General features: G+C 71.3%; 20 protein-coding genes and 1 pseudogene. 9 read left to right on the top strand and 12 right to left on the bottom strand.

Annotation, left to right across the window (positions count from 1 at the left end; translation table 11 throughout):
- Window positions 1–38: 38 nt before the first annotated feature.
- From katG (ACSU6L_RS34880) to ACSU6L_RS34870, 3 genes are all read right to left on the bottom strand, one after another.
- Window positions 39–2267, bottom strand: coding sequence for a catalase/peroxidase HPI (gene katG, locus ACSU6L_RS34880; protein WP_437063428.1), 2229 nt, complete (start codon window positions 2265–2267; stop codon window positions 39–41).
- Window positions 2268–2300: 33 nt separating this feature from the next.
- On the bottom strand, window positions 2301–2735 hold the full coding sequence (locus ACSU6L_RS34875) for a Fur family transcriptional regulator (RefSeq protein ID WP_437063426.1): 435 nt from the start codon (window positions 2733–2735) through the stop codon (window positions 2301–2303).
- A 116-nt stretch (window positions 2736–2851) separates the two neighbouring features.
- Window positions 2852–4918 carry a galactose-binding domain-containing protein gene (locus ACSU6L_RS34870; protein ID WP_437063424.1) on the bottom strand — a complete coding sequence of 689 codons (2067 nt, stop codon included), beginning with the start codon at window positions 4916–4918 and terminating at the stop codon, window positions 2852–2854.
- A 182-nt stretch (window positions 4919–5100) separates the two neighbouring features.
- On the opposite strand from ACSU6L_RS34870, the gene ACSU6L_RS34865 reads away from it, so the two are divergent.
- Complete coding sequence (locus ACSU6L_RS34865; protein WP_437063422.1) at window positions 5101–5829, top strand: hypothetical protein; 729 nt, start codon at window positions 5101–5103, stop codon at window positions 5827–5829.
- A gap of 18 nt (window positions 5830–5847) precedes the next feature.
- On the opposite strand, the gene ACSU6L_RS34860 is transcribed toward ACSU6L_RS34865, so the two are convergent.
- Window positions 5848–6243, bottom strand: coding sequence for a VOC family protein (locus ACSU6L_RS34860; protein WP_437063420.1), 396 nt, complete (start codon window positions 6241–6243; stop codon window positions 5848–5850).
- Between the two features lie 206 nt (window positions 6244–6449).
- Between ACSU6L_RS34860 and ACSU6L_RS34855 the strand changes: the two genes are divergently transcribed.
- Window positions 6450–7091, top strand: a complete 642-nt coding sequence (locus ACSU6L_RS34855; RefSeq protein ID WP_437063418.1) for a hypothetical protein — start codon at window positions 6450–6452, stop codon at window positions 7089–7091.
- Between the two features lie 228 nt (window positions 7092–7319).
- Here the strand turns inward: ACSU6L_RS34855 and ACSU6L_RS34850 are convergent.
- The 4 genes and pseudogenes from ACSU6L_RS34850 to ACSU6L_RS34835 form a co-directional block, all read right to left on the bottom strand.
- Window positions 7320–7998: pseudogene (locus ACSU6L_RS34850) on the bottom strand (cation:proton antiporter); the annotation flags it as partial.
- A gap of 199 nt (window positions 7999–8197) precedes the next feature.
- Window positions 8198–10264, bottom strand: coding sequence for an iron ABC transporter permease (locus ACSU6L_RS34845; RefSeq protein ID WP_437063416.1), 2067 nt, complete (start codon window positions 10262–10264; stop codon window positions 8198–8200).
- Window positions 10265–10268: 4 nt separating this feature from the next.
- Complete coding sequence (locus ACSU6L_RS34840; RefSeq protein WP_437063414.1) at window positions 10269–11255, bottom strand: ABC transporter substrate-binding protein; 987 nt, start codon at window positions 11253–11255, stop codon at window positions 10269–10271.
- Window positions 11252–12112, bottom strand: a complete 861-nt coding sequence (locus ACSU6L_RS34835) for an ABC transporter ATP-binding protein (RefSeq protein ID WP_437063412.1) — start codon at window positions 12110–12112, stop codon at window positions 11252–11254. Before ACSU6L_RS34835 ends, ACSU6L_RS34840 begins: the two co-directional genes overlap by 4 nt.
- A 335-nt stretch (window positions 12113–12447) precedes the next feature.
- Here ACSU6L_RS34835 and katG (ACSU6L_RS34830) point away from each other — a divergent pair, with 335 nt between their 5' ends.
- The 6 genes from katG (ACSU6L_RS34830) (at window position 12448) to ACSU6L_RS34805 (ending at window position 18913) form a co-directional block, all read left to right on the top strand.
- Entirely contained in the window at window positions 12448–14637 is a 2190-nt protein-coding gene (katG, locus tag ACSU6L_RS34830) for a catalase/peroxidase HPI (protein ID WP_437063410.1), read from the top strand.
- A 254-nt stretch (window positions 14638–14891) separates the two neighbouring features.
- On the top strand, window positions 14892–15119 hold the full coding sequence (locus tag ACSU6L_RS34825; RefSeq protein ID WP_437063408.1) for a hypothetical protein: 228 nt from the start codon (window positions 14892–14894) through the stop codon (window positions 15117–15119).
- A gap of 10 nt (window positions 15120–15129) precedes the next feature.
- A complete protein-coding gene (locus tag ACSU6L_RS34820; protein ID WP_437063407.1) occupies window positions 15130–15471 on the top strand; it encodes a VOC family protein in 342 nt (113 codons plus the stop codon).
- Between the two features lie 137 nt (window positions 15472–15608).
- Entirely contained in the window at window positions 15609–16283 is a 675-nt protein-coding gene (locus tag ACSU6L_RS34815; RefSeq protein WP_437063405.1) for an ankyrin repeat domain-containing protein, read from the top strand.
- Window positions 16284–16470: 187 nt separating this feature from the next.
- On the top strand, window positions 16471–17802 hold the full coding sequence (locus ACSU6L_RS34810; RefSeq protein ID WP_437063403.1) for a PP2C family protein-serine/threonine phosphatase: 1332 nt from the start codon (window positions 16471–16473) through the stop codon (window positions 17800–17802).
- Between the two features lie 106 nt (window positions 17803–17908).
- Complete coding sequence (locus ACSU6L_RS34805; protein WP_437063401.1) at window positions 17909–18913, top strand: MASE1 domain-containing protein; 1005 nt, start codon at window positions 17909–17911, stop codon at window positions 18911–18913.
- Window positions 18914–18947: 34 nt separating this feature from the next.
- Here ACSU6L_RS34805 and ACSU6L_RS34800 read toward each other — a convergent pair whose 3' ends face one another.
- The 3 genes from ACSU6L_RS34800 to proP all read right to left on the bottom strand — a co-directional run bounded on the left by ACSU6L_RS34800 (window position 18948) and on the right by proP (window position 23733).
- A complete protein-coding gene (locus ACSU6L_RS34800) occupies window positions 18948–20063 on the bottom strand; it encodes an AI-2E family transporter (RefSeq protein WP_437063399.1) in 1116 nt (371 codons plus the stop codon).
- 72 nt (window positions 20064–20135) lie between these two features.
- Window positions 20136–21557 carry a hypothetical protein gene (locus ACSU6L_RS34795; RefSeq protein ID WP_437063397.1) on the bottom strand — a complete coding sequence of 474 codons (1422 nt, stop codon included), beginning with the start codon at window positions 21555–21557 and terminating at the stop codon, window positions 20136–20138.
- A 679-nt stretch (window positions 21558–22236) separates the two neighbouring features.
- A complete protein-coding gene (gene proP / locus ACSU6L_RS34790; protein ID WP_437063395.1) occupies window positions 22237–23733 on the bottom strand; it encodes a glycine betaine/L-proline transporter ProP in 1497 nt (498 codons plus the stop codon).
- A gap of 267 nt (window positions 23734–24000) precedes the next feature.
- On the opposite strand from proP, the gene ACSU6L_RS34785 reads away from it, so the two are divergent.
- Window positions 24001–25026, top strand: coding sequence for an amidinotransferase (locus ACSU6L_RS34785; protein ID WP_437063393.1), 1026 nt, complete (start codon window positions 24001–24003; stop codon window positions 25024–25026).
- Here the strand turns inward: ACSU6L_RS34785 and ACSU6L_RS34780 are convergent.
- The gene (locus tag ACSU6L_RS34780) at window positions 24962–25399 is read right to left on the bottom strand and encodes a hypothetical protein (RefSeq protein WP_437063391.1); all 438 of its coding nucleotides are present in this window, start codon (window positions 25397–25399) and stop codon (window positions 24962–24964) included. The two genes, ACSU6L_RS34785 and ACSU6L_RS34780, sit on opposite strands and share 65 nt — an antisense overlap.
- Window positions 25400–25465 lie beyond the last annotated feature (66 nt).

The following is a 25465-nucleotide window of genomic DNA, read 5'->3' as shown; positions in this document are numbered from 1 at the left end:
GGGACTGCCGTCAGCCCACAGTCATGATCAAGCCACTGTCACGGTCGGACCAGGTCGTACCGGTCCAGCTCCATGACCTTGACCCACGCGGCGACGAAGTCGTTCACGAACTTCTCCTTCGCGTCGTCGCTCGCGTAGACCTCGGCGAGCGCGCGCAGCTCGGAGTTCGAGCCGAAGACCAGGTCGGCGCGGCTGCCGGCCCACTTCAGCTCGCCCGTGGCGGCGTCGCGGCCCTCGAACGTGGTCTGGTCCTCCGAGGTGGCCTTCCACGTCGTGCCCAGGTCGAGCAGGTTGACGAAGAAGTCGTTGGTCAGCGCGCCCGGCGTGTCGGTGAGGACGCCGAGCTGCGACTGCTGGTGGGTGGCGCCGAGCACGCGCAGACCACCGACGAGGACGGTCATCTCGGGGGCGCTCAGGGTGAGCAGGTTGGCCCGGTCGAGCAGCAGGTACTCGGCCGGCAGGCGGTTGCCCTTGCCGAGGTAGTTGCGGAAGCCGTCGGCGGTCGGCTCCAGCGCGGCGAAGGACTCCGCGTCGGTGTGCTCCTCGGTCGCGTCGACGCGGCCCGGGGTGAACGGCACCTCGATGTCGAAGCCGGCGTCCTTGGCGGCCTTCTCGACGGCGGCCGAGCCGGCGAGGACGATCAGGTCGGCGAGGGACACCTTCTTGGCGCCGGTGTTCCACTCCTGCTGGATGCTCTCCAGGGTGCTGAGCACGATCGCGAGCTGGTCGGGGTCGTTGACCTCCCAGTTGCGCTGCGGCTCCAGGCGGATGCGGGCGCCGTTGGCGCCACCGCGCTTGTCGCTGCCGCGGAACGTCGAGGCGGACGCCCAGGCGGTGCCGACCAGTTGCGCGACGGTCAGGTCCGAGTCGAGGACCTTGGCCTTGAGCGCCGCGACGTCGGCGGCGTCGATGACCTCGCCCTCCCGCTCCGGCAGCGGGTCCTGCCAGAGCAGGGTCTCCGCCGGGACCTCCGGGCCGAGGTAGAGCGACTTCGGGCCCATGTCACGGTGGGTCAGCTTGTACCAGGCGCGCGCGAAGGCGTCGGCGAACTGGTCCGGGTTCTCCAGGAAGCGGCGGGAGATCTGCTCGTAGACCGGGTCGAAGCGGAGCGCCAGGTCGGTGGTGAGCATGCCCGGCGCGATCTTCTTCTGCGCGTCGTGTGCCGAGGGGACCGTGCCCTCGCCGGCGCCGCCCTTCGGCCGCCACTGCTTGGCGCCGGCCGGGGACTCGGTCAGCTCCCACTCGAAGCTGAAGAGGTTCCAGAAGAAGTTGTTGCTCCACTTGGTCGGCGAGCTGGTCCAGGTGACCTCCAGGCCGGAGGTGATGGTGTCCGCGCCCTTGCCGGAGCCGTAGGTGCTCTTCCAGCCGAGGCCCTGCTCCTCCATGGAGGCGGCCTCGGGGTCGTTGCCGACGTGGTCGGCCGGGCCGGCGCCGTGGGTCTTGCCGAAGGTGTGGCCGCCGGCGATGAGGGCGACGGTCTCCTCGTCGTTCATCGCCATGCGGCGGAAGGTCTCACGGATGTCGCGGGCCGCGGCCAGCGGGTCCGGGTTGCCGTTGGGGCCCTCCGGGTTGACGTAGATCAGGCCCATCTGGACGGCGCCGAGCGGGTTCTCCAGCTCGCGGTCGCCGGTGTAGCGCTGGTCGTCGAGCCAGGTGGTCTCGGGGCCCCAGTAGACGTCCTCCTCCGGCTCCCAGACGTCCTCGCGGCCGCCGCCGAAGCCGAAGGTCTTGAAGCCCATGGACTCCAGGGCGACGTTGCCGGCGAGGATCATCAGGTCGGCCCAGGACAGGCTCTGGCCGTACTTCTTCTTCACCGGCCACAGCAGCCGGCGGGCCTTGTCGAGGTTGGCGTTGTCCGGCCAGCTGTTCAGCGGGGCGAAGCGCTGCTGTCCGGCGCCGGCGCCGCCGCGGCCGTCGCTGATGCGGTAGGTGCCCGCGCTGTGCCACGCCATGCGGATGATGAACGGCCCGTAGTGGCCGAAGTCGGCCGGCCACCAGTCCTGCGAGGTGGTCAGCACCTCGGCGATGTCCCGTTTCACGGCCGGCAGGTCGAGGGCCTTGAACGCCTCGGCGTAGTCGAACTCCTCACCGAGCGGGTTCGCCACGGCGGGGTTCTTGGCGAGGATCTTGAGGTTCAGCCGCTCCGGCCACCACTGGCGGTTGCCACCGCCCTGGGTCGGATGCAGCGCACGCCCGTGCGCGACCGGGCAGCCTCCGGCGCCCTCCGCCTTGGAGTCGGTGACGATCGCATCGGGGTTCTCAGCCATGGAAAAAGCCTTCCGAACTAGTGATCACGGAGCTCAGGAACTGCTGGTGGAACAGGCGGGGCACAGGCCCCAGTAGATGACCTCGGCCTCGTCGATCGCGAAGCCGCGGTCATCCGACGCGGTCAGGCAGGGGGCGTGGCCGACGGCGCAGTCGACGTCGGCGACGACGCCGCACGAACGGCACACGAGGTGGTGGTGGTTGTCCCCGACCCGGCCCTCGTAGAGGGTCGGGCTGCCGGGGGGCTCGATGCGGCGGACGAGTCCCGCCGCGGCGAGCGCGTGCAGCGCCTCGTACACGGCTTGCAGCGAGATGTGGCCCACGCGCTCGCGCACTCCGGCGGCGATCGCCTCGACGCCGAGGTGGTCGCCGGCGCGCACGGTCTCGAGCATCGCGACGCGGGCGGCCGTCACCCGCAGGCCGGCACCGCGCAGTTCGTCGGCGGTGGTCGGGGGCCCGGATGCGGTCATGGGGGCCAACCTACCCGCTAAACACGAACAATTAAAGAAAACAAACCGTTCAAGTTGAGTGGCCGTACGAGGGGGTCCGGGCGACGGGAGGGTGGTGCGGTTCGGGGCCGGGCGGATCAGCGGCTGTGGACGCCCACTTCGTGGAGCGAGTAGCCCCAGCCGGTGCCGCGCTCCACGCCCTGGACACGGACGTGGCGGGCCGGCGTGGGCGTGAACCGCGCGGTGTCCAGGCCGCCGTCACCGGCCGTCGTGGACCAGGCGGTCCGCCAGTTCACGCCGTCCGTGGAGAGCTCGACGCGGTACGACTTCCCGTACGCGCGTTCCCAGTCGAGGGTGACGCGGCCGACCAGCCGGGTGGCGCCCAGGTCGACGCGCAGCCACTGGCCGTCGCTCCACTCGCTGGCCCAGCGGGTGTCCCGGGAGCCGTCGACGGCCCGGCCCGGCGCGTAGCTGGTGAAGGGGTTCCACCACTCGGTGGAACTGGCCGTGGCGGTGGCGCCGGCGGCCAGGTTCGTCTCCGCCCGGTGCCCTTCGACGGCGCCCCAGGTGCCGAGGTAGGACTCGGCGCCGCGGAACAGGTCGTCGACCACGTCCTGGCCGCCGACCTGCCGGATGTCCTCGATCCAGTCGGGGACGAGCCCGTAGTGGGCGGCGCCGTCGGTGTTCAGGTCCCAGGTGCGTTCGCCGGTGGTCTGGCGGTCGATGAGGGAGCCGCCGTCGACGCTGCGGAACGGGTAGCGGACGGGGTTGCCGGTGTCGGCGCCGCGCGGGCCCGGCCAGCCGCCGACGCCGTTCATGTCGGTGCCGTAGCCGTAGCCGGCGTCGTACTTCTCACGCAGCGCGTCGGTGCGCCGGGCCTCGGCGACGAAGCCCTCGGAGCCGTGCATGTACTGGGCGATGAAGCCGCCGAGGCGGTAGACGCGCTCGGTCCAGTCCTGGTCCATCCAGCTGTGCGAGGAGAGCACGCCCGGGTAGGACTCGGTCTCGAAGATGTCGAGCACCCGGCCGGTGGCCTTGACGCTCATGTGGTCGATCTCGAGCATCATCTTGCGCTGCATCATGCCGCGCACGGCGTACTCGCCGAGCGCGGTGAGTCCGCGCGCGTTGCACCGGGCGTCCTCGTCGTACGAGGGGACGGCGACGCCCGCCGGGAGCCGCTTCTCGGCAGACGGGGCCGCGGCGAGGCCGATGGGGTTGTCGGCCTGCGGGCCGGTGCACTTCTCGGTCTTCCAGAAGGTGCCGGTGGACAGGAACTGGCCGACGTTGATGGCGGTGCCGAGCGTGCCGGAGTCGAAGCGGACGCCGCACAGCGCGTTGTCGAACTTGTGGCACAGGAACATGCTGCGCACGCCCAGCGCGTACAGTTCGTCCAGCCCCTTGTCGATGTCCTCCTTGCTGCACTGCGGCACGTCGAGGATCTGCTTGCAGCCGAAGGGCTCGGAGGTCTCGACGCCGAGGACCACGGCCAGCTTGCCCTGCTCGATCACCCGGCGGGCCTGCGCGCTGTCGGTGACGACGCGGAACCAGCCCTTGCCGGGGCCGCCGTACATCCGGTCGACGTAGGCCTGGAGGTCGTAGGTCAGCTTGGCCTGGAGCCGGATGGAGGTCATCTCGTCGCAGCCGCGGTCCTTGAAGAAGTAGACCGAGCAGATCACGCCGTTGGTGACGAGGTCGTTGACGAGCACCCGCTGGCCGCCGCGCCAGGCGCGCTCCACCCAGGCGTAGTAGTTCTGCTGGTGGGTGAGGGAGTCGTGGGCGGGCCAGTCCTTGAAGGTGGGCCAGCCGACGGGATCGTGCCTGCCGTCGCCGCCGTTGGTGATGAAGTCGAAGACCGCCAGCGATCCGTCGGGGTAGTGCTCGGGGCAGTCCTTGAGGGCGTCGGCGATGCCCGCCTCGGAGAAGGTCTTGCCGCAGATGAGCCGGCCGCCGAAGGCTTCGTTGGAGAACAGGTGGTTGTGGGCGTCGACGAATCCGCGCACCTCGCCCTGGGCGTCGGTGCCGGTGAAGGGCTCGCCGGTGACGCCGATCCCCGAGTCGGGGGCGGGGCGTGCGGTGGGGGTCCACCAGTCGGTTCCGGCCGCGGAGCTGGGCGCGGTGCCCAGGACCATGGCCAGGACGAGGAGCAGCAGCGCCGGTATGGTGGCGTGCTTCCGGCGGCGGTACGAGCGTCGAGCCACGGTCACTGCCCACGTCCCTCGGTCGACGGGATGCACGGCCGACGAGCCGGGCACGCTCGCCTGGCTTGTCATGTCCGGCGCAAGGTAGCCGACAGGATCGCCGGGGGCGCCCGAAGAGTCAAGGTGCGTGCGGCGACCATCGGAGGCCGGACCGGTCGGGTCCGGACCCGTCGGCGAGACTGGGCACCGTGAACGACTACCGCCTGGTCCACCAGGAACCCGCTCCGGAGCACTACGGACGGCTGCGCGTGCGGACCGCCGACCTCGGCCCGGCCCAGTGGCTCGTCGAACGCGCCTCCGAGCACGGCGCGTTGGGGATCGTGGCCGGCGTGGCCGCGCCGGGCTTCGACACCTACGTCCGGGTGCTGCACCCGGCCTCGCTGGGAGAACGGCCGGTGCGCTGGGCGACGGTGGCCGCGGCCCACGGACGTACGGTCACGCCGACCACCCGCTGGCACGAACTGATCGGGATGGACGACACCTACCAGAACGCCGCCGAGTACGGCCTGCCCGGCGTCTGGGACGAGCACCCGGCGGAGGGCCCGACACCGCCCGCCGTCGCCGAGGCCCTGATCCCCGTCCTGGCCCGGCACACCCGCACTCCGGACCGGTGCTGGTACGGCCTCTGGAACGGCTACGGGCGCTGGGACTTCGACCGGTTCCCCTCCTTCGAGACACCCGGCCGGGACGAGGTGCTGCTCACCGGCACCCTCGCCGACGCCGTCTCCCCCGTCACCGTCGACGAGTTCGCCGAGCTGCCCGACCTGTGGTGGCCGCAGGACCGCGCCTGGTGCGTGGGCGGTGACGTGGACCTGGTCAGCACCTACGTCGGCGGCTCCCCGGAGCTGATCGCCGACCTGCTGGCCGACCCGGACCTGGAGACGTACCCGGTCACGGCGGACGACCGGGTGGGCTGACCGGGAGCGACGGCCGGGTCAGCTCTCCTGGATCACGGAGAGGACGTTCCCCGCCGGGTCGGTGAACCACGCGATCGCCGCGGGGCCGTCGCCGTCGCCGCCCCGGACGACGCCCTTCTCGTCGTGGTCGAACCCGGTGTAGCGCTCCAGGGTGACGCCTCGCCGCTCCAGCTCCGCGACCGCCGCGTCGATGTCGTCCACGGGGAAGTTGAGGATCGTGAACGACGCCGGGGTGTGCGTCTCCTTCGGGTAGACGAGGACGTTCGCGCCGCCGCCGAGCCTCAGGGTCAGGAGCCGCATGTCGCCCTGCCCGGCCTCCTCGACCCGCAGGCCCAGCTTCTCGCCGTAGAAGCGGCGGGCCGCGTCGAGGTCGTCGACCGAGAAGCCGCTGAACGCCTGCGCCTGTCCGAACATGCCGTCTGTCTCCTTCGCGGGTGGACCGTCCTGGCCTCTCAGGGCACACCACCCGCGCCGCGGCCCGGACCGCCGCCACGCGGGCGGCGTCCGGATGGTGGTGCGCTCTTCACCCTCACGAAGCGGTGGCCGGCCCCCGCCGTCCGGGGCCTCGCCGCGAGGGGGCCGGAAGTGATCTGTGGAAACCCACGCCCCGTTGATGACTCGTGACGTCATCGGCTTCACGGCTCCGCCCGGCGGTGACCGCCGCCGGGTTCGGGCCCGTGAGGGATGGGGGCACCGTGGGTCGGTCCAGAGCGAGATCGAAAGACGGGCGGGGTTGTCCACTCGTCGTCCCGGTGCTGCCCGCCCAGGCGACGGCGGCGGAGGCGGCACCCGTGCCGCCGAGTCCGGGAGAGGTGATTCCCGGGCAGCGCACTCGGACGCCCGCCCTGGTGGAGGACATCCGGGAGCGGGCCCCGGAGGCACGGAACGCGGCGGGCGCGGCGCGGGCGTACCTCGCCGAGCAGCGGGACCGCTACCGGATCGCGGACCTGGAGCCCGTCGGGACGGTCACGGCGGACGACGGCCAGGAGACCGTACGGCTGCGGCAGACGCACCGCGGCGTGCCGGTCCTCGGCGGCGAGTACGTGGCGCGCATGGAGCGGGAGCGGGACGGCGGACGGGTGGTCACCGGCACGTCGGGCCGGTACTTCACCGGGCTGCGCACGGACACCAGGGCGGAAGTCGACGACGCGCTCGCCGTCGAGCGGGCGGTCGACGCCGTCCTCGCCGAGCTGGGCACGGAGCGGTTCACCGCGTACGAGGCGGCCGAGGAGGGCGGGACGCGGGGGCCAGCCGGTACGTGAGGGCCCGGACGCTCAGTGACAGCCGGCGGGCGGTCTCGGCGGCCACGCAGCCGGTGTCGAAGTGGCGGCGGCTTCCGCCAGGATCCGGACGTAGCCGTCGAGGAACTCACCAGGCGTGTCGTGCACGGTCACAATGCCTCCTGCCCATGGCCGGTTCGGCGGGCCCTGGCTCGGGTGTGGCGTCCACCGGCCGGACCCGCCTGATCCTGGAGCCGATCGCCATCGCTGTCAGACGGTCACGTGTGCGGACTCGGCCTGCTCCGCGTCGACGGGGTCGGTTTCCGGCCGCGACGCGAGGGGCCGACGGGTGAGACGGAGACGGCGGGCGAGCGGTTCTGTGTAGCGGGCGGTGAGCGGGCCCATGACGACCAGGATCAGGACGTACGCGGTGGCCAGCGGCCCGATACGGGGCTCGACGCCGACGGCGAGTCCGGCGATGACGACGGAGAACTCGCCGCGGGCGACGAGGGTGCCGCCCGCCCGCCAGCGGCCCGCGCCGTGGATTCCGGCGCGGCGGGCGGCGTACCAGCCGGTGGCGACCTTGGTGAGGGCGGTCGCGACGGCGAGGAGCAGGGCCGGGACGAGGACCGGCGGGATGTCGGCGGGGTCGGTGGACAGGCCGAAGAAGACGAAGAAGACGGCGGCGAACAGGTCCCGCAGCGGGGTGAGGAGGCTGCTCGCGCCTTCGGCGACCTCACCGGACACGGCGATGCCCGACCAGGAAGGCGCCGACGGCCGCCGAGACCTGGAGTTCCTGGGCGATGCCGGCGACGAGCAGGGTGAGGCCGAGGACGACCAGCAGCAGCAGTTCCGCGTTGTCGGAGGAGACCGCGCGGCTGATCAGCCGTCCGTGGCGGAGCGCGATGTAGAGGACGGCGCCGACCGTGCCGAGGGAGATCAGCAGGGTGAAGTGATCAACCGCGCAGCAGAGCGTTTAGGCTCGGTAACGAAGTTTATCGTAGGAAGAAATGCCTATAAGCCGTATCCACCTGGTCCTCTGCTCGGCAGGCCGACGGGAGCGGAGACGCGCCGCGTGTCGACACGGGAAGGCCCGGGGGCGCAGACGCGCGTTCCCCGGGCCTTCCCGATGCGGAAGCCGCCTTCGCCTAACGGCGGCTGCGCACCAGCAGGTAGAGGAAGTACGGCGTGCCGATCAACGCGGTCATGAGGCCGGCGCCGAGTTGGGCCGGGGCGATCACGGTCCGGCCGACCAGGTCGGCGGTGCAGACCAGGACGGCGCCGAGCAGCAGGGCGACCGGCACCACCCGGGTGTGCCGGCGGCCCACCAGGGCCCGGGCCGCGTGCGGGGCGACGAGTCCCACGAAGCCGATCGTGCCGGCGGCGGCCACGGCCGCGCCGCTGAGCAGGACGCTCAGCGTGAGGAAGCCGAGCCGCCCCCGCCCCAGGGCGAGCCCGAGGAGCCTCGGCGTGTCCTCGTCGAGCGACACCAGGTCGAGTTCCGCACGCCGCGCGACGGCGACGAACACACCCACGGCGAGCACGACCGCGAGCGGCACCACGTCGGGCAGCGACCGGCCGTACGTGGAACCCGACAGCCAGGTCAGGGCCTTCGTCGCGTTGAACGGGTCGGTGAGGATGATCAGCAGGCTGATCAGCGCGGCCGCGCCGGTCGCGACACCGAACCCGACGAGGACGAGCCGGTTCTGCTGGAACCCGCCCCGCGCGGCGAGGCCGAAGACGAGCACGGAACTGGCGGCGGCACCCGCGAACGCCGCGCCCGCGACGCTCCACGAGCCGGCCACCGGCACCGTGGTCACCAGCAGCACGGCACCGAGCGCGGCACCGCCGGAGACTCCGAGGATGCCGGGTTCCGCGAGCGGGTTGCGGGTGACGGCCTGGACGAGCGTGCCGGCCAGGGCGAGCGCCGCGCCCGCGAGGAGGGCGGCGAGGACGCGGGGCACGCGGGTGTCGAGGACGAACGTGACGGTCTGTCCGGCCCGGCCCTGCGCCCAGTTCAGCACGTCGCCCAGGAGCAGCTTGGAGTCGCCCAGCAGGACGCCGGCCACGGTGACGCCGACGAGCAGGACCGCCAGGACGGCCGTGGTGGTCAGGAACACCGCCCGGCTCCTGATGCGCAGCCGGTCCGCCGCGGGGGCCCCGGCGGTGTCGCGGACCCGGGTGGCCATGACGGCCACGAACACGGCGCCGAGGAGGCTGGTGACGACACCGGTGGGCACGGCCACGGCGACGTCCGCCGGTATGACGGCGCGCAGCAGCACGTCCGAGCCGAGCACCAGAGCCGCGCCGACGAGACCCGCGACCGGAATGCCGACGCGTGTCCGGGTGAACGGGCGGAACCGGCGGGCCAGCGGGCGGACCAGGGCGGGGGCGCACAGGCCGACGAAGCCGATCGGTCCGGCCAGGGTGACGGCGGCCGTGGACAGCAGGGCCGCGAGCACGACCGCGGTGACGCGGGTGGCCCGGACCGGGACGCCGAGGCCGCGGGCGGTGTCGTCGCCGAGGGCCAGGGCGTCGATCCGGCGGGCGAGGAGCAGCAGCCCCGCCAGGCCGAGGACGGCGAGGGGAACCATCTGCAGGACGCCGTCGAAACCGTTCTGGGCGATGCTGCCCTGGTTCCACGCGTAGAGGCCCTCGGTCTCCCGGGGGAACAGCAGGAGCAGTCCCTCGGTGACGGCGGTGAGGCCGAGGGTGAGGGCACTGCCCGCGAGGACGAGCCGTACGGTGCCCGCTCCCAGGCCGGACAGCCCGAGCACGACGGCCGCGGCGGCGAGGCCGCCGACGAACGCGACGCCGGACGAGGCGAGCAGCGGGAGCGAGACACCCGTGACGGCGGCCAGTCCGAGCGCCAGATAGGAACCGGCGTTCACGGCGAGGGTGTCGGGTGAGGCGAGGACGTTGCGGCTGACCGCCTGCAGGGCGGTGCCCGCCATGCCGAGCACGATGCCGACGAGCAGTCCGGCGGCCATGCGCGGCAGCCGCGAGGCGATGACGACGGACGCGTCGCCCGGGTCGGCCCGTCCGGTGAGCGCCTTCCAGACCTCCGGGGCGCCGACCGCCGCCGTGCCCTGGGTGATGTCGGCGACGGCGAGGCAGGCGACGAGCAGGGCCAGGGCGGCCGTCACCGCGGCCGCGCCCGTCCGGGAGGTCGCCGCCGACGGACGGGTGGCGGGAGTTGTCGCGGTGACGGCCATGGTGTTACTTCGTCAGCGCGGCGACGACGGAGTCGATGTACCGGGTCATCGACTCGGGACCGCCGAACATCCAGATGCCGTCGGGCAGCCGGTGGACGTTGCCCTTCTTCACGAACGGCAGCGAGGTCCACACCTTGTCGTCGGCGAGCTTGCCGGTGAACGGCGTGCTGTTCTTGTCGCCGTCGTTGCCGATGTAGGCGAAGTGGACGTCGTCGCTCAGCTTGGTGAGGCCCTCGACGTCGGTGGAGCCGAGCCCGTACGCCTCGTCGCCCTTGACCGTCCAGGCGTTCTTCAGCCCGAGCTCCTCGCTCACCGCGCCGACCAGGGAGCCGCTGGTGAAGGGGCGGACGGAGACCTGGTTGGAGACGACGTAACCGTCGGCGAAGGCGTACTCGGCGCCGTCGAGACCGGCGTCCGCGAGGGCCTTCCTGCCCTCGGCGACCTTCGCGTCGAACTCCTCCTTGAGCTTCGAGGCCTGCTCGGTGGTGCCGGTGGCCTTCGCGATCAGGTCGAGGTTGTCGTTCATCTGCCCGATCGGGTCGGCGGCGTCGGCGGAGCGCACCTCCAGGACCGGGGCGACCTTGCGCATCTGCTTCACTGCGGCCGGCGGCAGGTCGGTGCTGGCGACGATGAGGTCCGGCTTCAGCGCGGCGATCGTGTCCATGCTCGGCTCACCGCGGGTGCCGATGTCCTTGGGCTCGTTCTTCAGCGGGACCGCGCTGTCCCAGGTCTTGTAGCCCTTGACGTCGGCGACGCCGACGGGGTCGACGCCCAGCGAGACCAGCAGCTCGACTTCGTGCCACTCGGTGCCGACGACCTTCTTGGCGGGGCCGTCCAGCTCGACCTTCGTGCCGGAGGCGTCGGTGAGGGTGATGGTCTCGCCGGTCGTCTCGGCCTTGTCTTCGTCGGCGGCGGGCTCGGTCGTCCCGCAGGCGGACAGGGTGAGGGCCGCGGCGGTGGCGGCCGCCGCGGTGAGGAGGAGGCGTCTCATGGGGTGGTGCTGAGCCTTTCGCTTCGCGAGTGGTGCCGGCCGATGGCACGGGTGCGCAGCCGGCCGGTGAGGGGGTCGGTGTCGACTTCGATGCGGATGCCGTACGTGTCGGTGAGCCGCGGTGCGGTCAGTACGTCCTCGGGGAGGCCGTCGGCGACGACCCGGCCCGCGTGCAGCAGCACGACCCGGTCGGCGACGGCGGCGGCCTGGTCGAGGTCGTGCAGGACCGCGCCGACCGCGATCCGGTGATCGTCCGCCAGGTCGCGCATAAGGTCGAGGAGTTCGACCTGGTACCGCAGGTCGAGGTAGGTCGTGGGCTCGTCGAGGAGCAGCACGCCGGTCTCCTGGGCGAGGCAGCCGGCCAGCCAGACCCGCTGGAGCTGCCCGCCCGAGAGGTGCTCGGCGCCCCGGTCGGCGAGGTCCGCGACACCGGTGAGGGCGAGGGCGCGGTCCACCGCCGCCCGGCCGCCCGGGTCCGCCTTGCCCCAGCGGCCGCGGTACGGGTAGCGGCCGAACTCGACGACGTCGCGTACGGTCAGCCCGCTGGGCGTGGGGCGTCCCTGGGTCAGCAGGGCCACGCGGCGCGAGAACTCACGCGGGCTCAGGGCGAGGCCGTCGGTGTCGCCGTCGATGACGAGCCGGGCGGTCCTGGGCCGCTGCAGGCGGGCGAGCGTGCGCAGCAGCGTCGACTTGCCGCTGCCGTTCGGCCCGACCAGAACCGTCACCTCGCCGGGCCGCAGCGTCAGCGCGGCGTCGTGGACGACGTCGACGCCGTCGTACGCGACGGTCACGTCCGTGGCCGAAAGTTCATGGCCTTGGGGTCCTGGGGCCGCGGGGAAATCTTCACCAACTCGCACGCAGCAGAGGTTAGCCTAACCTAAACATGGCGCAAAGAGGGCCCCTCGGTACACCGCGGCGGGGGCGTGCGGGGTGGGCGGAGCGACGCCGCCGGCTCCCTCTGGCGGCACATGGGTCTCACACGGTTCGCTCCCCCGGCGCCCCTCGGACGGGCGCGCGGGGAGCGCGCATTCGACGCGCGCCGGAAGCCGAAACGGGAGCGGAAAAATGCCGTTCCTTCTCGTACCTTTGTTATGCGGAAGTGCTCTGCGTGTTTCGTAGCGATGCGCTCTGCTGTGCGCGACGATTTCCTGCGTCCAGCAGAAGGAACACCGAGACAGGAAGAAGGACGGGCATGTCCGGCAGCGAAAGCGAGAACCCCGCAATCCCCTCCCCGACTCCCACGCCGACTCGGCCCAGGACGAACCGGGACTGGTGGCCGAATCAGCTGGACCTTCAGGTTCTCCATCAGCACTCGCCCCGCGCCAATCCGATGGACGAGGACTACGACTACGCGAAGGAGTTCGCGACGCTCGACGTCGACGAGCTGAAGCGGGACGTCTTCGAGGTGATGACGACGTCCCAGGACTGGTGGCCCGCCGACTACGGTCACTACGGGCCGCTCTTCATCCGGATGAGCTGGCATGCCGCGGGTACGTACCGCATCGCGGACGGCCGGGGCGGCGGCGGCAGCGGCGCGCAGCGCTTCGCCCCGCTGAACAGCTGGCCGGACAACGCGAGCCTCGACAAGGCGCGCCGTCTGCTCTGGCCGGTCAAGCAGAAGTACGGCCGGAAAATCTCCTGGGCCGACCTTCTGGTCTTCGCCGGCAACTGCGCCATGGAATCGATGGGATTCAAGACCTTCGGCTTCGGATTCGGGCGAGAGGACATCTGGGAACCGGAGGAGATCTTCTGGGGGCCCGAGGACACCTGGCTCGGAGATGAGCGATACAGCGGCGACAGGGAACTCACCGGTCCTTTCGGTGCCGTGCAGATGGGACTGATCTACGTCAATCCCGAGGGGCCCAACGGCAACCCGGATCCGATCGCCGCCGCCCGGGACATTCGCGAGACATTCGGCCGCATGGCGATGAATGACGAGGAGACCGTCGCGCTCATCGTCGGCGGCCATACCTTCGGCAAGTGTCATGGCGCGGTCGACGCCAGCTACATCGGCCCGGAACCCGAGGGCGCGCCCATCGAGCAGCAGGGTCTCGGCTGGCGTAACACGTACGGCACCGGCAAGGGCGGCGACGCGCTCACCAGCGGGCTGGAGGGCGCGTGGACGTCCGAGCCGACCAAGTGGGACAACGGGTACCTGGACAACCTGTTCCGGTACGACTGGGAGCTGACCACGAGCCCCGCCGGCGCCAAGCAGTGGACTCCCACGGATCGAGCGGCGAGGGACACCGTGCCCGACGCCCATGATCCGTCGAAGAGGCACGCGCCGATGATGCTGACGACGGACCTCGCGCTGAAGCTGGATCCGGTCTACGGGCCGATCGCGAAGAGCTTCCACGAGAACCCGGAGCAGCTCGCCGTGGCGTTCGCCAAGGCCTGGTACAAGCTGCTGCACCGCGACATGGGCCCCGTCTCCCGCTATCTCGGCCCGTGGATTCCCGAGCCGCAGCTGTGGCAGGACCCCGTGCCCGCGGTCGATCACGAGCTGGTCGGGGACGAGGAGATCGCGGCCCTCAAGAGCAGCGTCCTCGCCTCGGGACTGTCGATCCCCCAGCTGGTCACCACCGCCTGGGCGGCCGCGGCGAGCTTCCGCGGCACCGACAAGCGCGGCGGGGCGAACGGGGCCCGGATCCGGCTCGCGCCGCAGAAGGACTGGGCGGTCAACGACGCTCCCGAGGTGACGGAGACACTGGGGACGCTCGAGCGGATCCAGCAGGACTTCAACCAGTCGCAGACCGGCGGGAAGAAGGTCTCCCTCGCCGACCTGATCGTGCTCGGCGGGTGCGCGGCCGTCGAGCAGGCGGCGAAGAACGCCGGGCACGACATCACGGTCCCGTTCGCGCCGGGGCGCACGGACGCCTCGCAGGAGCAGACGGACGTGGACTCGTTCGCCGTGCTCGAACCCGCGGCGGACGCCTTCCGCAACTACCTCCGGCCGGGCGAGAAGTTGTCGCCGGAGACGCTCATGCTGGACCGCGCCAACCTGCTGAACCTGACCGCTCCCGAGACGACGGCCCTCATCGGCGGCATGCGGGCCCTGAACACCGGCTACCGGCGATCCCCGCACGGCGTCCTCACCCACCGGCCGGAGACCCTGACCAACGACTTCTTCGTCAACCTGCTCGACATGGGCACGGAGTGGAAGGCGTCGGCCTCGGACGAGAACGTCTACGAGGGCCGGGACCGCACGACGGGCGAGGTCAAGTGGACCGCCACCGCCGTCGACCTGGTCTTCGGCGCGCACTCCCAGCTCCGCGCCGTCTCGGAGGTCTACGCGTCGGCGGACGGGGCGGAGAAGTTCGTACGCGACTTCGTGGCCGCGTGGAACAAGGTGATGAACCTCGACCGGTTCGACCTGTCCTGAGCCGGCTGTCCCGGACTCCCTCCGCGGGCTTTATGTCGCACAGAGACATAAATTCGCAGGGTGCTCATGGCGGTGACCGGAGATCACCGCCACCAGCCCACGCGGAGGGAGTACTTCACGTCCGGCGGTCCGAGCGGACGCGGCGTCATCGTGACCGGGGCGGGGTCGGGAACAGGCCGCGCGGCCGCGCTCGCCTTCGCGGCGCGGGGTGACCGTGTTGGCGCCACCGCGGCACGGAAAGCCACCACCCCGCCGTGGCCGATGCCCTGCGCTCCCTCACCGAGCAGGGCCGGCTGCCGATCCCCGACCCACAGGTCGCGATCATGCGGTTCTACGGGCTGCTGGTCTTCCCCCACATGGTCCTCAGCCCCTACGGCACCCGCGTGGACGACGATCTGACCGACCGTCTGATCACCAGCAGCGTCACAAGTTCCTCGGTCACTACGGCGGGCAGGACGCGCAGCGGCACCGGGGCGATGTGACGATAGGGCCATGACGATCGAATCCGTGGTGCTACGACAGCGCGTCCAGGACCTGGACGCGGCCATACCCTTCTACGAGAAGCTGACCGGAAGCACCGCTTCCCGCTTCTCCTTCGCCGGCGTCACCCTGGCAAGCGTCGGCCCCTTCCTCCTGTTCAGCGGTCCGGACGAGGCCGTGCAGCGAGTCGCGGGCGTGACCGGCACCCTGGCCGTATCAAACCTCACCGCCGTGGTGGAGGAGGCGATCGCAGCCGGCGCGGAAGTGGTCGCGCCCAAGTCCCCCACGCCGAACGGTCATCGCGTCGTCCTGCGGCACCCGCAGGGCGGGGTCTTCGAGTACGTGGGACCCTGACGCGGTCCCTTCGAGCGGGGCGCCACCGAGGCAGCGGCGGCCGCTCGCGCCAAGGCGAGTCGAGCGGCCGGCACCCCACCTGATCCCGGTAGGGGCCGACCACCTCCCGCGCGGCCCGGATCCATACACTTGCGCGCGTGGTTGACGAGCGTGTTGCAGAGTGGGACGGGGTCACCCTTCGGTCGTCGCTGAAGGACGGGTACGCGGCCGAGCGTGACCGGCTCGCCGACGCCGCCCGGGACGGGAACTGGCGCACGGTGTTCGAAGTCCTCGACGCACACGCGGCCTGGGTCGACACCGCACGCCTGGACGGAAGCAGCGGCTACACCCCGCTGCACCAGGCCGCGTGGCACGGCGTCCCCGCCGAGACGGCCGAGCGCCTTCTGGCGTACGGCGCCGCCCGCACTCTGCGCACGAGTGACGGGAACCGCGCCGTGGACATCGCCGAGCGGCGCGGCCACCGCCACCTCGTCGGCCTGCTGAACCCGGCCCCGAAGCACCCGCTGCCGCAGGACGCCGCCGCCCGTCTCACCGGGCACCTGCACCGTCTGATCCGGCACCGAGCGGGCCTGACGGACGGCTCCGACCTGGCCACGCGGCAGAGGATGCGCCTGCCGGAGGTCGAGGCGCTGACCGAACTCGACCATCCGGCGTGCTGGTTCCCCGTTCCCGGCATGTACGGGGGTTTCAAGATCGTGCTGCGGGGCGGTGAGCTGATCGTGGACAGCTGGATCCGGGTCGTCGGCGGCTCCGAGCGGACGGATCGCGTCACGGTCGACGGAGTCCTCCTGCAGGAGGGCGGGCGGCTGTGACCGGCCGGCGGACGCGGGCGCGGCTTCGACGAGGAGACATGCCGCGATCGGTGCAATCCTGATGCTGAGCTGTTTGGCGGGTCATCCTGTGGGCTGTCGATCACGGTCGTGTGAGGAGTCCACGGGTGTACCGATCGCCTGACCTCGACGGATCGCGTGACCTCTACAGGCGGAGCGGGCTGACGTGATGGCTGGTGGCAAGGAGGGGGACGGAACGAGACGACCGCACCAGGCCGACCCGCTGCAGCGGCTGGACGCCGAGCTGGCCCGGATCGACGAACAGCTGCGTTCCCTGGCCGCCGCGCGTGACCGGATCCAAGGGCTGCTGGGCGCCGTCGTGGCCATCAACCGGGAGGTCGAGCTGTCGGCGGTGCTGCACCGCATCGTGACCACCGCCATGGATCTCGTCGGTGCCCGTTACGGGGCACTCGGCGTGCTCGACGAGTCCCGCGATCACCTGAGGGAGTTCATCGCCGTGGGGCTGTCGGACGCGGAACGCGCGGCCCTGTACGACGTGGGCTTCCCGCTCGGCCTGGGCGTGCTCGGACACCTGATCCACCACCCGGGGCCGATGCGGCTCGAGGACATCTCCGCCCATCCGGCGGCGGTCGGGTTCCCGCCCGGCCACCCGGCGCTGACCACGTTCCTCGGCGTCCCCGTCACCGTCCGCGGCGAGACCTACGGCGACCTCTATCTGTCCCAGCGACGTGACGGACAGCCCTTCGACGTCCACGACGAGAACATCGTCGTCGCCCTCGCCAGCGCCGCCGGCATCGCCATCGACAACGTCCGCCTGCTCGAACAGGTCCGTGCCGGGTCCGAGCAGTTCCAGCGGCTGCTGCTGCCGACACTGCCCGAGCTGCGGCCCTTCGAGGCCGCCGCCGTCTACCGGCCCGCCGCCGCGCCCAATCCGCTCGGCGGGGACTGGTACGACGCCATCCCGCTGCCCGACGGGGCGGTGGCGCTCGTCATCGGCGACGTCGTCGGTCACGATCTGCAGGCGGCGGCCGCCATGGCCTCCACCCGCAACATGCTGCGCTCCCTGCTCTTCGAGCTGCGTACGCCGCCCAGCGCGGTCCTCACCCAGCTGGACCGGACCCTCGACGCCATCACCGACAACCCGGTCACCACCACCGGTCTGGCCCGCATCGAACCCGCCGAGGGCGCCTGGCGACTGCTCTGGAGCACCGCGGGGCACGTTCCGCCGCTGCTCATCACGCCGGACAGCCGGGTGCGGTACCTGTACGCGGAGCCGGGACTGCCGCTGAACGTGGACTGCGATCAGCACCGCCCGGACCACACCCACCCGCTGCCGCCCGGCGCCACCGTGGTCTTCTTCACCGACGGTCTGGTCGAACACCCCGACCACTCCATCGACGACAGCCTCGACCAGCTGGCCGCGCTCGCCGGCACCTACGCGGACCTGCCCCTGCAGGACTTCGTGCAGACCATCGCCGACCACCACCCCAGCGACGGGCACGACGACATGGCCGTCCTCGCCCTGCGCACCCCGCGGTGAGGCCGCCCAGGCGACGGTCGCAGGCGCACCGCGGACTCGGCGGGGGCGGGGACCCCGCCGAGGGCAGAAGATGGACTGAGGGACAGGGCGAGGGACGGTTCTCCTGATGACTGTCGCGTGGCGTGACAGGCTCCGGCGCGGTGGCGTGACGGCCCTGATCATCGGCGCCGTGGCCGGGCTGTACTACGGCGCGGGCGAGCTGGGGCTGCTCCAGCAGCTCGTACGGGGGCAGGTCACGCCGCTGTGGCCGGCCACCGGCATCGCCCTGGCCGCGCTGATCCTCCTCGGCCTGCGGGCCTGGCCCGGGATCGCCCTCGGCGCGTTCCTGATCAACGTCTCCCTCGGGCCGTCGGTCTCCGCGGTGATCGCGATCACCGCGGGCAACACCCTCGCGCCGCTCGCCTCGTACGCGCTGATGCGCCTCGTCGGGTTCGACCCCCGGATGAACCGGTTCCGGGACGCGATCGCGCTGGTCTTCCTCGGCGCCTTCACCGGCATGCTCATCAGCTCGACGGTGGGCAGCGGCACCCTGGAGCTGGTCGGCGCGCTGCCCGCCGGTGAGTTCTGGACCACGTGGTGGGTGTGGTGGACCGGCGACGCGATGGGTGTCCTGGTGGTGGCACCGGTCCTGCTCGTGCTCAGACACGCGCACCGGCCCAGGGACGCGCCGGCGTCCCGATGGGGCGAGGCGGTGCTGCTCGCGGTAGCCACCCTCGTCGTCGGTTTCCTGGAGATCTCCGCGGCGCCGCTGATCTTCCTGGCCTTCCCGCTGCTGACGTGGGCGGCCTTCCGCTTCCAGCACGCCGGCGCCGCGCCCTGCGCGCTGGCCGCCTCCACGTTCGCGATCCTCGCCGCCACCCGGGGAACGGGCCCGTTCGCCGGTCACACGGTCATAGTCGCGATGAGCTCGCTTCAGGCGTTCAACGGCGCGGCCGCCCTGACCGCGCTGCTGCTCTCCGCCGCCATCGCCGAGCGCAACCGGACCCAGGAGCGGATCGAGCAGGCCTCCCGGCGACTCGCCGACATGGTCGCCAGGACCGCGGGCGGCACCGGCGACCTGCCAATGTTCGCCGCCGGCCGGGAGGACGACGACGGGAAGGAGCCGTCCTGACCCGGAGGCGGGAGCGGCGCGGCCGGGCCGGACGCTACGAGGGGACCGGCGCCCCGGAGGGCGACTCGTCGGCCTCCGGTTCCGGCTCCGGCTCACTCAGCTGCTCACGCAGGTAGTTCCAGACCACCGCGATCAGCGCGGCCGCCGGTACCGCGAGGAGGCTGCCGACGATGCCGGCCAGGCTGCCGCCCAACGTGACCGCCAGGAGGACCACCCCCGCGTGCAGGCCGAGTCCGCGGCTCTGGATCATGGGCTGGAACACGTTGCCCTCCAGCTGCTGCACCACGACGATGATCGCCAGCACGATCAGCGCGTCCGTCGGTCCGTTGGAGACGAGGGCGATGAGGACCGCGACCAGACCGGCGAAGAGCGCGCCCACGATCGGCACGAAGGCGGACACGAAGGTCAGTACCGCGAGCGGCAGGACCAGCGGAACCTTGAGGATCCACAGGCCGATGCCGATGAGTACGGCGTCGAGCAGACCGACGAACGCCTGGGAGCGCACGAACGCGCCGAGCGTCTCCCAGCTGCGCTCGGCCACGACCGGGATGTCCGTGGCCAGCCGGCCGGGGAGCTGACGGGACAGCCAGGGCAGGAACCGCGGACCGTCCTTGAGGAAGAAGAACATCAGGAACAGCGCCAGGACGGCGGTCACCACACCGTTGACCACGGTGCTCAGCCCCGCGGCCACCGTGGTGAGCAGGCTGCCGAGACTGTCCTGGAGACGGGCCACGGCCTTGTCGAAGCCCTCGGTGATCTGGTCGTCACCGATGTTCAACGGCGGTCCGGCGGCCCACTCGCGGATCCGCTGGATGCCCTCGACCGCGCCGTCGGCCAGCTCGCCGGACTCGGACGCCACCGGAATCGTGATCAGCGCCAGGATGCCCGTGACGACGAGCAGGAACAGCACGGTCACCACCGACGCGGCCAGCGCCGGCGGCCAGCCCCGCCGACGCAGGAACCGGGCCGCGGGCCAGGTCAGTGTGGTGATGAACAAGCCCACTATGAGAGGCCAGACAACGGACCACATCCGTCCCAGGAGCCACAGGACCACCGAGGCCGTGAGGAGGACCAGCAGCAGGTCGAGGCAGGCACGTGCCGAAGTGCGCAGCGCCGCAGTGGTTTTCGTGGAACTCAACGAACCAGGCATGGGGGTAACTCTATGGGTACGTCCGTCGCGCGCTGTCATCGCCGAGTTCCAGCCAGGCTCGCTCATGGCCGGCTACCTCTGGGACGGGAACACGAAGAAGCCCGCGTCCGTGCTGATGTAGCCGTAACCCGACGGCTGCGAGAACAGCGGCAGGTTCCGCTCGGGCAGGCTCTTGGCGAGCACCTTCTTGGTGCGGCCGTCGACGGCGAGGAACACGGTCTCGCTGAAGCCGTCCTCCTTGGTGGTGCCGTAGAGGACGCCGTTCGGGGAGAAGCGCAGCGGCGTCATCGCCTTCTCGCCCTCCTTCTGGGCCCAGATCTCCCTGCCGTCGGCGGGCTGCCACACGGCGGTGCCCAGCTCGGTGTGAGCGGCTGCCAGCGTGCGGTCGGGGGTGAAGACGGAGGTGCCCTCGGTGTCGAGGGTGTCGGCGGGGCTGTCCTCGTACGAGTACGTGGAGGAGCCGCCGACCTGCTTGCCGCTCGCGATGTCGTACGTCGCCGTCACCCAGGTGTCGGGAGAGAGCGCGCCCGCCCCCCACGCGGTGAGGACGCGGCCGTCGCGCACGTCGAGGACCCGGAGGGCACCGCTGGTGCGCTGCCCGTCGTCGTCCAGCTCGACGCCCGCCGGCGGGGTGACGTCGCCGGTGCTCCAGACCTTCTTGCCGGTGGCGAGGTCCGTCATGACGAGCTGCTCGGGCTCGTCCTCGTAGTTGGACGCGTTCTCCACGTGGAAGGCGTACGTGCCGGTGATCAGGGGCGCGTGGGCCTGCCCGCCGTCGATCTGGTGGTTGCGCGAGTCGTAGGAGCACCGCGCCAGTTGTCCGGTGCAGGTGACCTTGCGGGCCGCGCCTCCGTCGACGGGCGTGAGCTTCAGGCTCTCGTCACCGTCCTGCTCGATGATGTGGCCTTCGCGGACGTCGAATTCCTCGGCCCCGCTGGTGGCCTCGCCCAGCCGCGCGCCGTCGCTGCCGTAGACGGTGACCGTGGTGGTGGTCTTCTCCTCGCTCAGACCGTCCGACTCGGTCGTGGCACTGGCGAACACGGCGACCGCCGGGACGCCGTCGTGCCAGGTCGTCGCGGCCACGCGTTCGGTCGTCACCTGTAGGGTCTTGCGCACCTCGCCGGTCTTCACGTCCCGGAACTCCAGGGTGACCGGCTCGGGGTCGTCGGTGAAGTGCAGGGTGCCGACCGAGCCGTCGGCCGGCTCCGACGCGTAGCCCTCACCGAGCGCGTACGCGCCCTGGTCGTCCTTGACGAACAGGAAGGTGTCACCGAGGTCGACGGCGTGGGCGGGCGGCAGGCTCCACGCGGGCTCGGCGGCGAGGCCGGGTATCGCGGGCCCGCCGTAGGAGGGGCCCTTGGGCGCCGCGCCGTCCGGGCCGGCCGAGCTGCCGTCCTTGCCCTTGGCGGTGGAGCCGCCGTCGGAGGAACCGCAGCCCGCGACCAGACCGAGCGACAGGACGAGGCCGACGGCCATCACTGTGTACTTGTTCATGTCCCCGTGAGTTTTTTCGAAGGCGATCTTGAATGCTCACGGCAGCATAGGGGTGTCCGTCCGAACGCGCCCGCGGGGCCCCGGTGTTACGGGCCGGAAGGCGGGCAGAACTCCGCCGAGACGACGGCGAGGGGGCCGAAGCCCGGGCGACGCTTAGCCGGTGCCTCGCTCTGCGCCCCGAGCGACCGACCCCCGGTGAGGAGGCGCTGCTTCTCGGGCACCAGGGATACGTGGCCGAACTCACCGACCTGCGCTCGGCCGTCTCGTACCACCCGCGCAGCAGGGAACTCGCACGCGAGGCCGGCAGCACCGTCATCGAGCAGGTCGCCCTGTGCAACACGGGCCGTGCGCTCCTGGGTCTCGGCGAGCCCGCCCGGGCCCTGCGCAGCTTCCGGGAGGCACTGGGCGTCATGGCCTCCGGCACGGCGCACTGGAACGCCGAGCGGGAGACCCGGCTGAGCCAGGCGCAGGCGCTGCGGGCACTGGGCCGCCCCGATGACGCCCGGGAGGCGTGCACCGCGCGTTCGCCGGCCGGGGACGTCCCTCGCGGATCCGTACGCATGCTTCAGCTCATGCCACGGAACCCGGCTCATGCCCTTGAGTGTCGTCCCCACCGCGCCCTCCCGCCGGTCCCCTGGTCCCCACTCGGTCCCCTGGTCCCCAGTCGGATGACGAACGGTCAGAGCCTCGGGTTCCCGGACTGGGCCTCGACGAGTTCGGCGGCCTCTTCCTCCGTCTCGACGCAGGGCGGCGAGCCGGCCAGGGGCTCGTTGGCGGTTTCCCTCATGCACAGGACCGCGACGACACCGACGACCGCGGCCGCCATGGCGTAGTAGGCCGGCATGAGATTGGTGCCGAACACACTGATCAACGCGGTGATCACCAGTGGAGTCGTGCCGCCGAAGATCGACGTGGAGAGGTTGTAGGCCACCGAGAGCGAGCCGTAGCGGACGTGGGTGGGGAAGATCGCGGGCAGTGCCGACGACATCGTGCCGAGCATGGCCACCAGGGAGAGCCCCATCAGGAACAGACCCAGGCCGATGAGGACGACGTTGCCCTGCCTGATGAGGAGGAAGGACGGCACGGAGAGGACGAGGAAGCCGAGCATCCCCGCCATCAGCAGGGGCTTGCGCCCGAAGCGGTCGGAGAGCCGTCCGACCTGGCTGATGACGCACATCTGAAGGACCATCACGATGAGCAGGACCAGCAGACCGTGATTGGTCCCGTAGCCCAGCTCCTCGGACAGGTACGTTGGCATGTACGACAGCAGCATGTAGTCCGTGATGTTGTACGCCGCGACGAGCGCGAGGCACAGCAGCAGCGGCCGCCAGTACCGCGTGAAGATCTTGCCGAGGTCGGCGGTGGCCGAGGTCTCCACGGCGTCGGCGGCCTCGGCCGCCCTGGCGTCGCCCTCCTCCAGCTTCTGGAAGGCCGGCGTCTCGTCCAGCTTGAGCCGCAGGTACAGGCCGATCAGACCGAGAGGCGCCGCGACCAGGAACGGAACGCGCCAGCCCCAGCTCAGCATCTGGTCCTCGCTCAGGACGCTGGTGAGGACGACGACGAGGCCGGAGGCTCCCACGTACCCGGCGAGCGTGCCCAGTTCGAGGAAGCTGCCGAAGAAACCGCGCCGCTTGTCGGGGGCGTACTCCGCGATGAAGGTCGAGGCGCCGCCGTACTCCCCGCCGGTGGAGAAGCCCTGCACCAGCCGGAAGAAGATCAGCAGGGCCGGGGCCCACAGCCCGATGCTCGCGTGCGCGGGGATCAGGCCGATGGCGAAGGTGCCCACCGCCATCATGATCATGGTGATGGAGAGGATGCGCTTGCGGCCCAGCTTGTCGCCGAGCGGCCCGAAGACCATTCCGCCGACCGGACGCACCAGGAAGGCCACGGCGAACGTCGCGAAGGAGCTGAGCAGTTGGGCGGTGTCGCTTCCCGAGGGGAAGAACACCTTGCCCATGGTCGCGGCGAGATAGCTGTAGATGCCGAAGTCGTACCACTCCATCGCGTTGCCGAGGGCGGCGGCCTTCGTGGCGCGTTTGACCGCCGCCTCGTCGGTGACGGTGATGTCGCTGCGGCGCAGCTTCGGCCGGTGTGTCCTCTCCATCGCCCGGAACAGCACGCCGTGGCGTCTGATCGCGGCGGGCTCCACCGACTCGTCGTTGTCGGGCGCCGCCATGGCAAGGCTCCTTTCGCCGGTGGTCGTACCAGGCAGAACACCTGCACAGTTCTGACGCGCTCAAACCGGCCTGTTCGTGCGGCACCCGGACGACTGCGGAGAGTGATCACCGGAGTCGTCCTCAAGGAGGACACTGCGGGGCGAGCGGATCATCCGAAATGTCCGGTCACTTCCGGCACTCCGTGTGGATGAATCAGAAATCCCGGGATGAAAAGGTCGAAATAACCGCATACGCGCCACACCGCGCCCGGAAGGAGTCACGCGATGATGAGCAGCACACCTCGGCCACTCCCCCGCATCAACGTCACCCACGAGTGGGGAACCCTGAAAGAGGCGGTGGTCGGCCGCGTCATCGACTTCCGCGTTCCGGAGCGAGTCGGCGCGGGAGTTCCGGACTCGTTGCGCTTCCTGCCCGACCGCACCCGGCGGCGACTGCCACGCTGGGCCGGCAAGCTCTGGTCCGACGCGGACCCGGAGGGCTACGAGAGGACCGTCGAGCAGATCGACGGACTGGTGCGCTTCCTCACCGGCCGCGAGGTGGCCGTGCACCGCCCACGGGAGCTGAGCGACGCCGAGCTGGGCGTCTACGACAGTGACGGCGACGGGTTCCGCATGCAGACGTTCGTCCGCGATCCGATCCTCGTCGTGGGCGATCACGTCATCGAGGCCGCGCTGCGGCTGCCGGCCCGTTTCAAGGAGCGTTTCGGACTGCGTCCCGTCTTCGCAGAGGCCGTGTCCCGCGGAGCGCGCTACTCGGTGATGCCGCCGCCCTCCCCCGTACCCGTGACCGAGCTGTCGTCGGCGACGGGGCCGTTCCTCGAAGGCGGTGACGTCGCGGTCCTCGGGCGGGACATCCTCGTCGGCTGCGGACGGGGCGGAGCGGCGTCGGACGCGGCGGGCGCCCGGTGGCTGGCGCGCCTGCTCGGCGACGGCTACCGCGTGCACGAGGTGCCGGTCAGTGAGCATGTCATCCATCTGGACGACGGGCTCACCGCCGTACGCGAGGGCCTGGCGGTCGTGTGCCGGCAGCAGTTCGTCGACGGAGTGCCGGCGCCTGTCGCCGACTGGGATCTGATCGACGTGAGCCTGCACGACGCGGTGAACCTCCTCGCGGGGAACAGCCTCGTCCTGGCGCCCGGTGAGGTACTCGTCGACGAACGGCTGACGGCGCTCGCCGAAGCGCTGACCGCGCGGGACGTCACCGTGCACACGCTCCCCTTCGACGCGGTCACGGCGTTCGCCGGTGGCTTTCGCTGCGCGCACCATCCGCTGGTACGCGAACCGGATCAGTGACCCCCGGCAGGACTTCGTCGAAGCAGAGCCAGCCGTCCACTTCGACGTTCCGCTCCAGTGGACGCGCCTCGAGGACCGGCGCCGCGGCCGTGAGCAGGCGCCGGGCCGCTCCCGGCTCGTAGAGGTTGAGCCGGCCGCGGTCCGGGAGGCGTACGACCGTGCCCGCCTCGAAGTACGAGTTCGAAACGATCCTTTCCGGTCCCGGGGCGAAGACCAGGGACAAGCGGCGCCGAAGGCCACGCTCCGACGCCTCGGGGAAGAAGGAGAGCGTCAGCCGGCAGTCGGCGTAGTCGGGTCCGCCGCGCTGCCGGACCGTCCGGTGCCAGACGGCCCCGTCGACCACGAGGCGGCGGACACGCCGATCGGTTCCCATCGGGCCACCGTAGAGCGAAGCGCCGCTGCGAGCACCTGCTTTCCCGCCGGATCGGAGCGGGGCGTT

This window comes from Streptomyces sp. enrichment culture (assembly GCF_964272855.1).
Taxonomy (GTDB): Bacteria; Actinomycetota; Actinomycetes; order Streptomycetales; family Streptomycetaceae; genus Streptomyces.
This window is presented reverse-complemented; position numbering and strand designations above follow the sequence as displayed.

Bases quoted from the DNA above. Each gene is read 5' to 3' on its own strand.
- katG (WP_437063428.1), bottom strand. From the start codon at position 2,267: ATGGCTGAGAACCCCGATGCGATCGTCACCGACTCCAAGGCGGAGGGC.
- ACSU6L_RS34845 (WP_437063416.1), bottom strand. From the start codon at position 10,264: ATGGCCGTCACCGCGACAACTCCCGCCACCCGTCCGTCGGCGGCGACC.
- ACSU6L_RS34785 (WP_437063393.1), top strand. From the start codon at position 24,001: ATGAGCAGCACACCTCGGCCACTCCCCCGCATCAACGTCACCCACGAG.
- ACSU6L_RS34840 (WP_437063414.1), bottom strand. From the start codon at position 11,255: ATGAGACGCCTCCTCCTCACCGCGGCGGCCGCCACCGCCGCGGCCCTC.
- ACSU6L_RS34810 (WP_437063403.1), top strand. From the start codon at position 16,471: ATGGCTGGTGGCAAGGAGGGGGACGGAACGAGACGACCGCACCAGGCC.
- katG (WP_437063410.1), top strand. From the start codon at position 12,448: ATGTCCGGCAGCGAAAGCGAGAACCCCGCAATCCCCTCCCCGACTCCC.
- ACSU6L_RS34780 (WP_437063391.1), bottom strand. From the start codon at position 25,399: ATGGGAACCGATCGGCGTGTCCGCCGCCTCGTGGTCGACGGGGCCGTC.
- ACSU6L_RS34800 (WP_437063399.1), bottom strand. From the start codon at position 20,063: ATGCCTGGTTCGTTGAGTTCCACGAAAACCACTGCGGCGCTGCGCACT.
- ACSU6L_RS34820 (WP_437063407.1), top strand. From the start codon at position 15,130: ATGACGATCGAATCCGTGGTGCTACGACAGCGCGTCCAGGACCTGGAC.
- ACSU6L_RS34795 (WP_437063397.1), bottom strand. From the start codon at position 21,557: ATGAACAAGTACACAGTGATGGCCGTCGGCCTCGTCCTGTCGCTCGGT.
- ACSU6L_RS34860 (WP_437063420.1), bottom strand. From the start codon at position 6,243: ATGTTCGGACAGGCGCAGGCGTTCAGCGGCTTCTCGGTCGACGACCTC.
- ACSU6L_RS34805 (WP_437063401.1), top strand. From the start codon at position 17,909: ATGACTGTCGCGTGGCGTGACAGGCTCCGGCGCGGTGGCGTGACGGCC.
- ACSU6L_RS34875 (WP_437063426.1), bottom strand. From the start codon at position 2,735: ATGACCGCATCCGGGCCCCCGACCACCGCCGACGAACTGCGCGGTGCC.
- proP (WP_437063395.1), bottom strand. From the start codon at position 23,733: ATGGCGGCGCCCGACAACGACGAGTCGGTGGAGCCCGCCGCGATCAGA.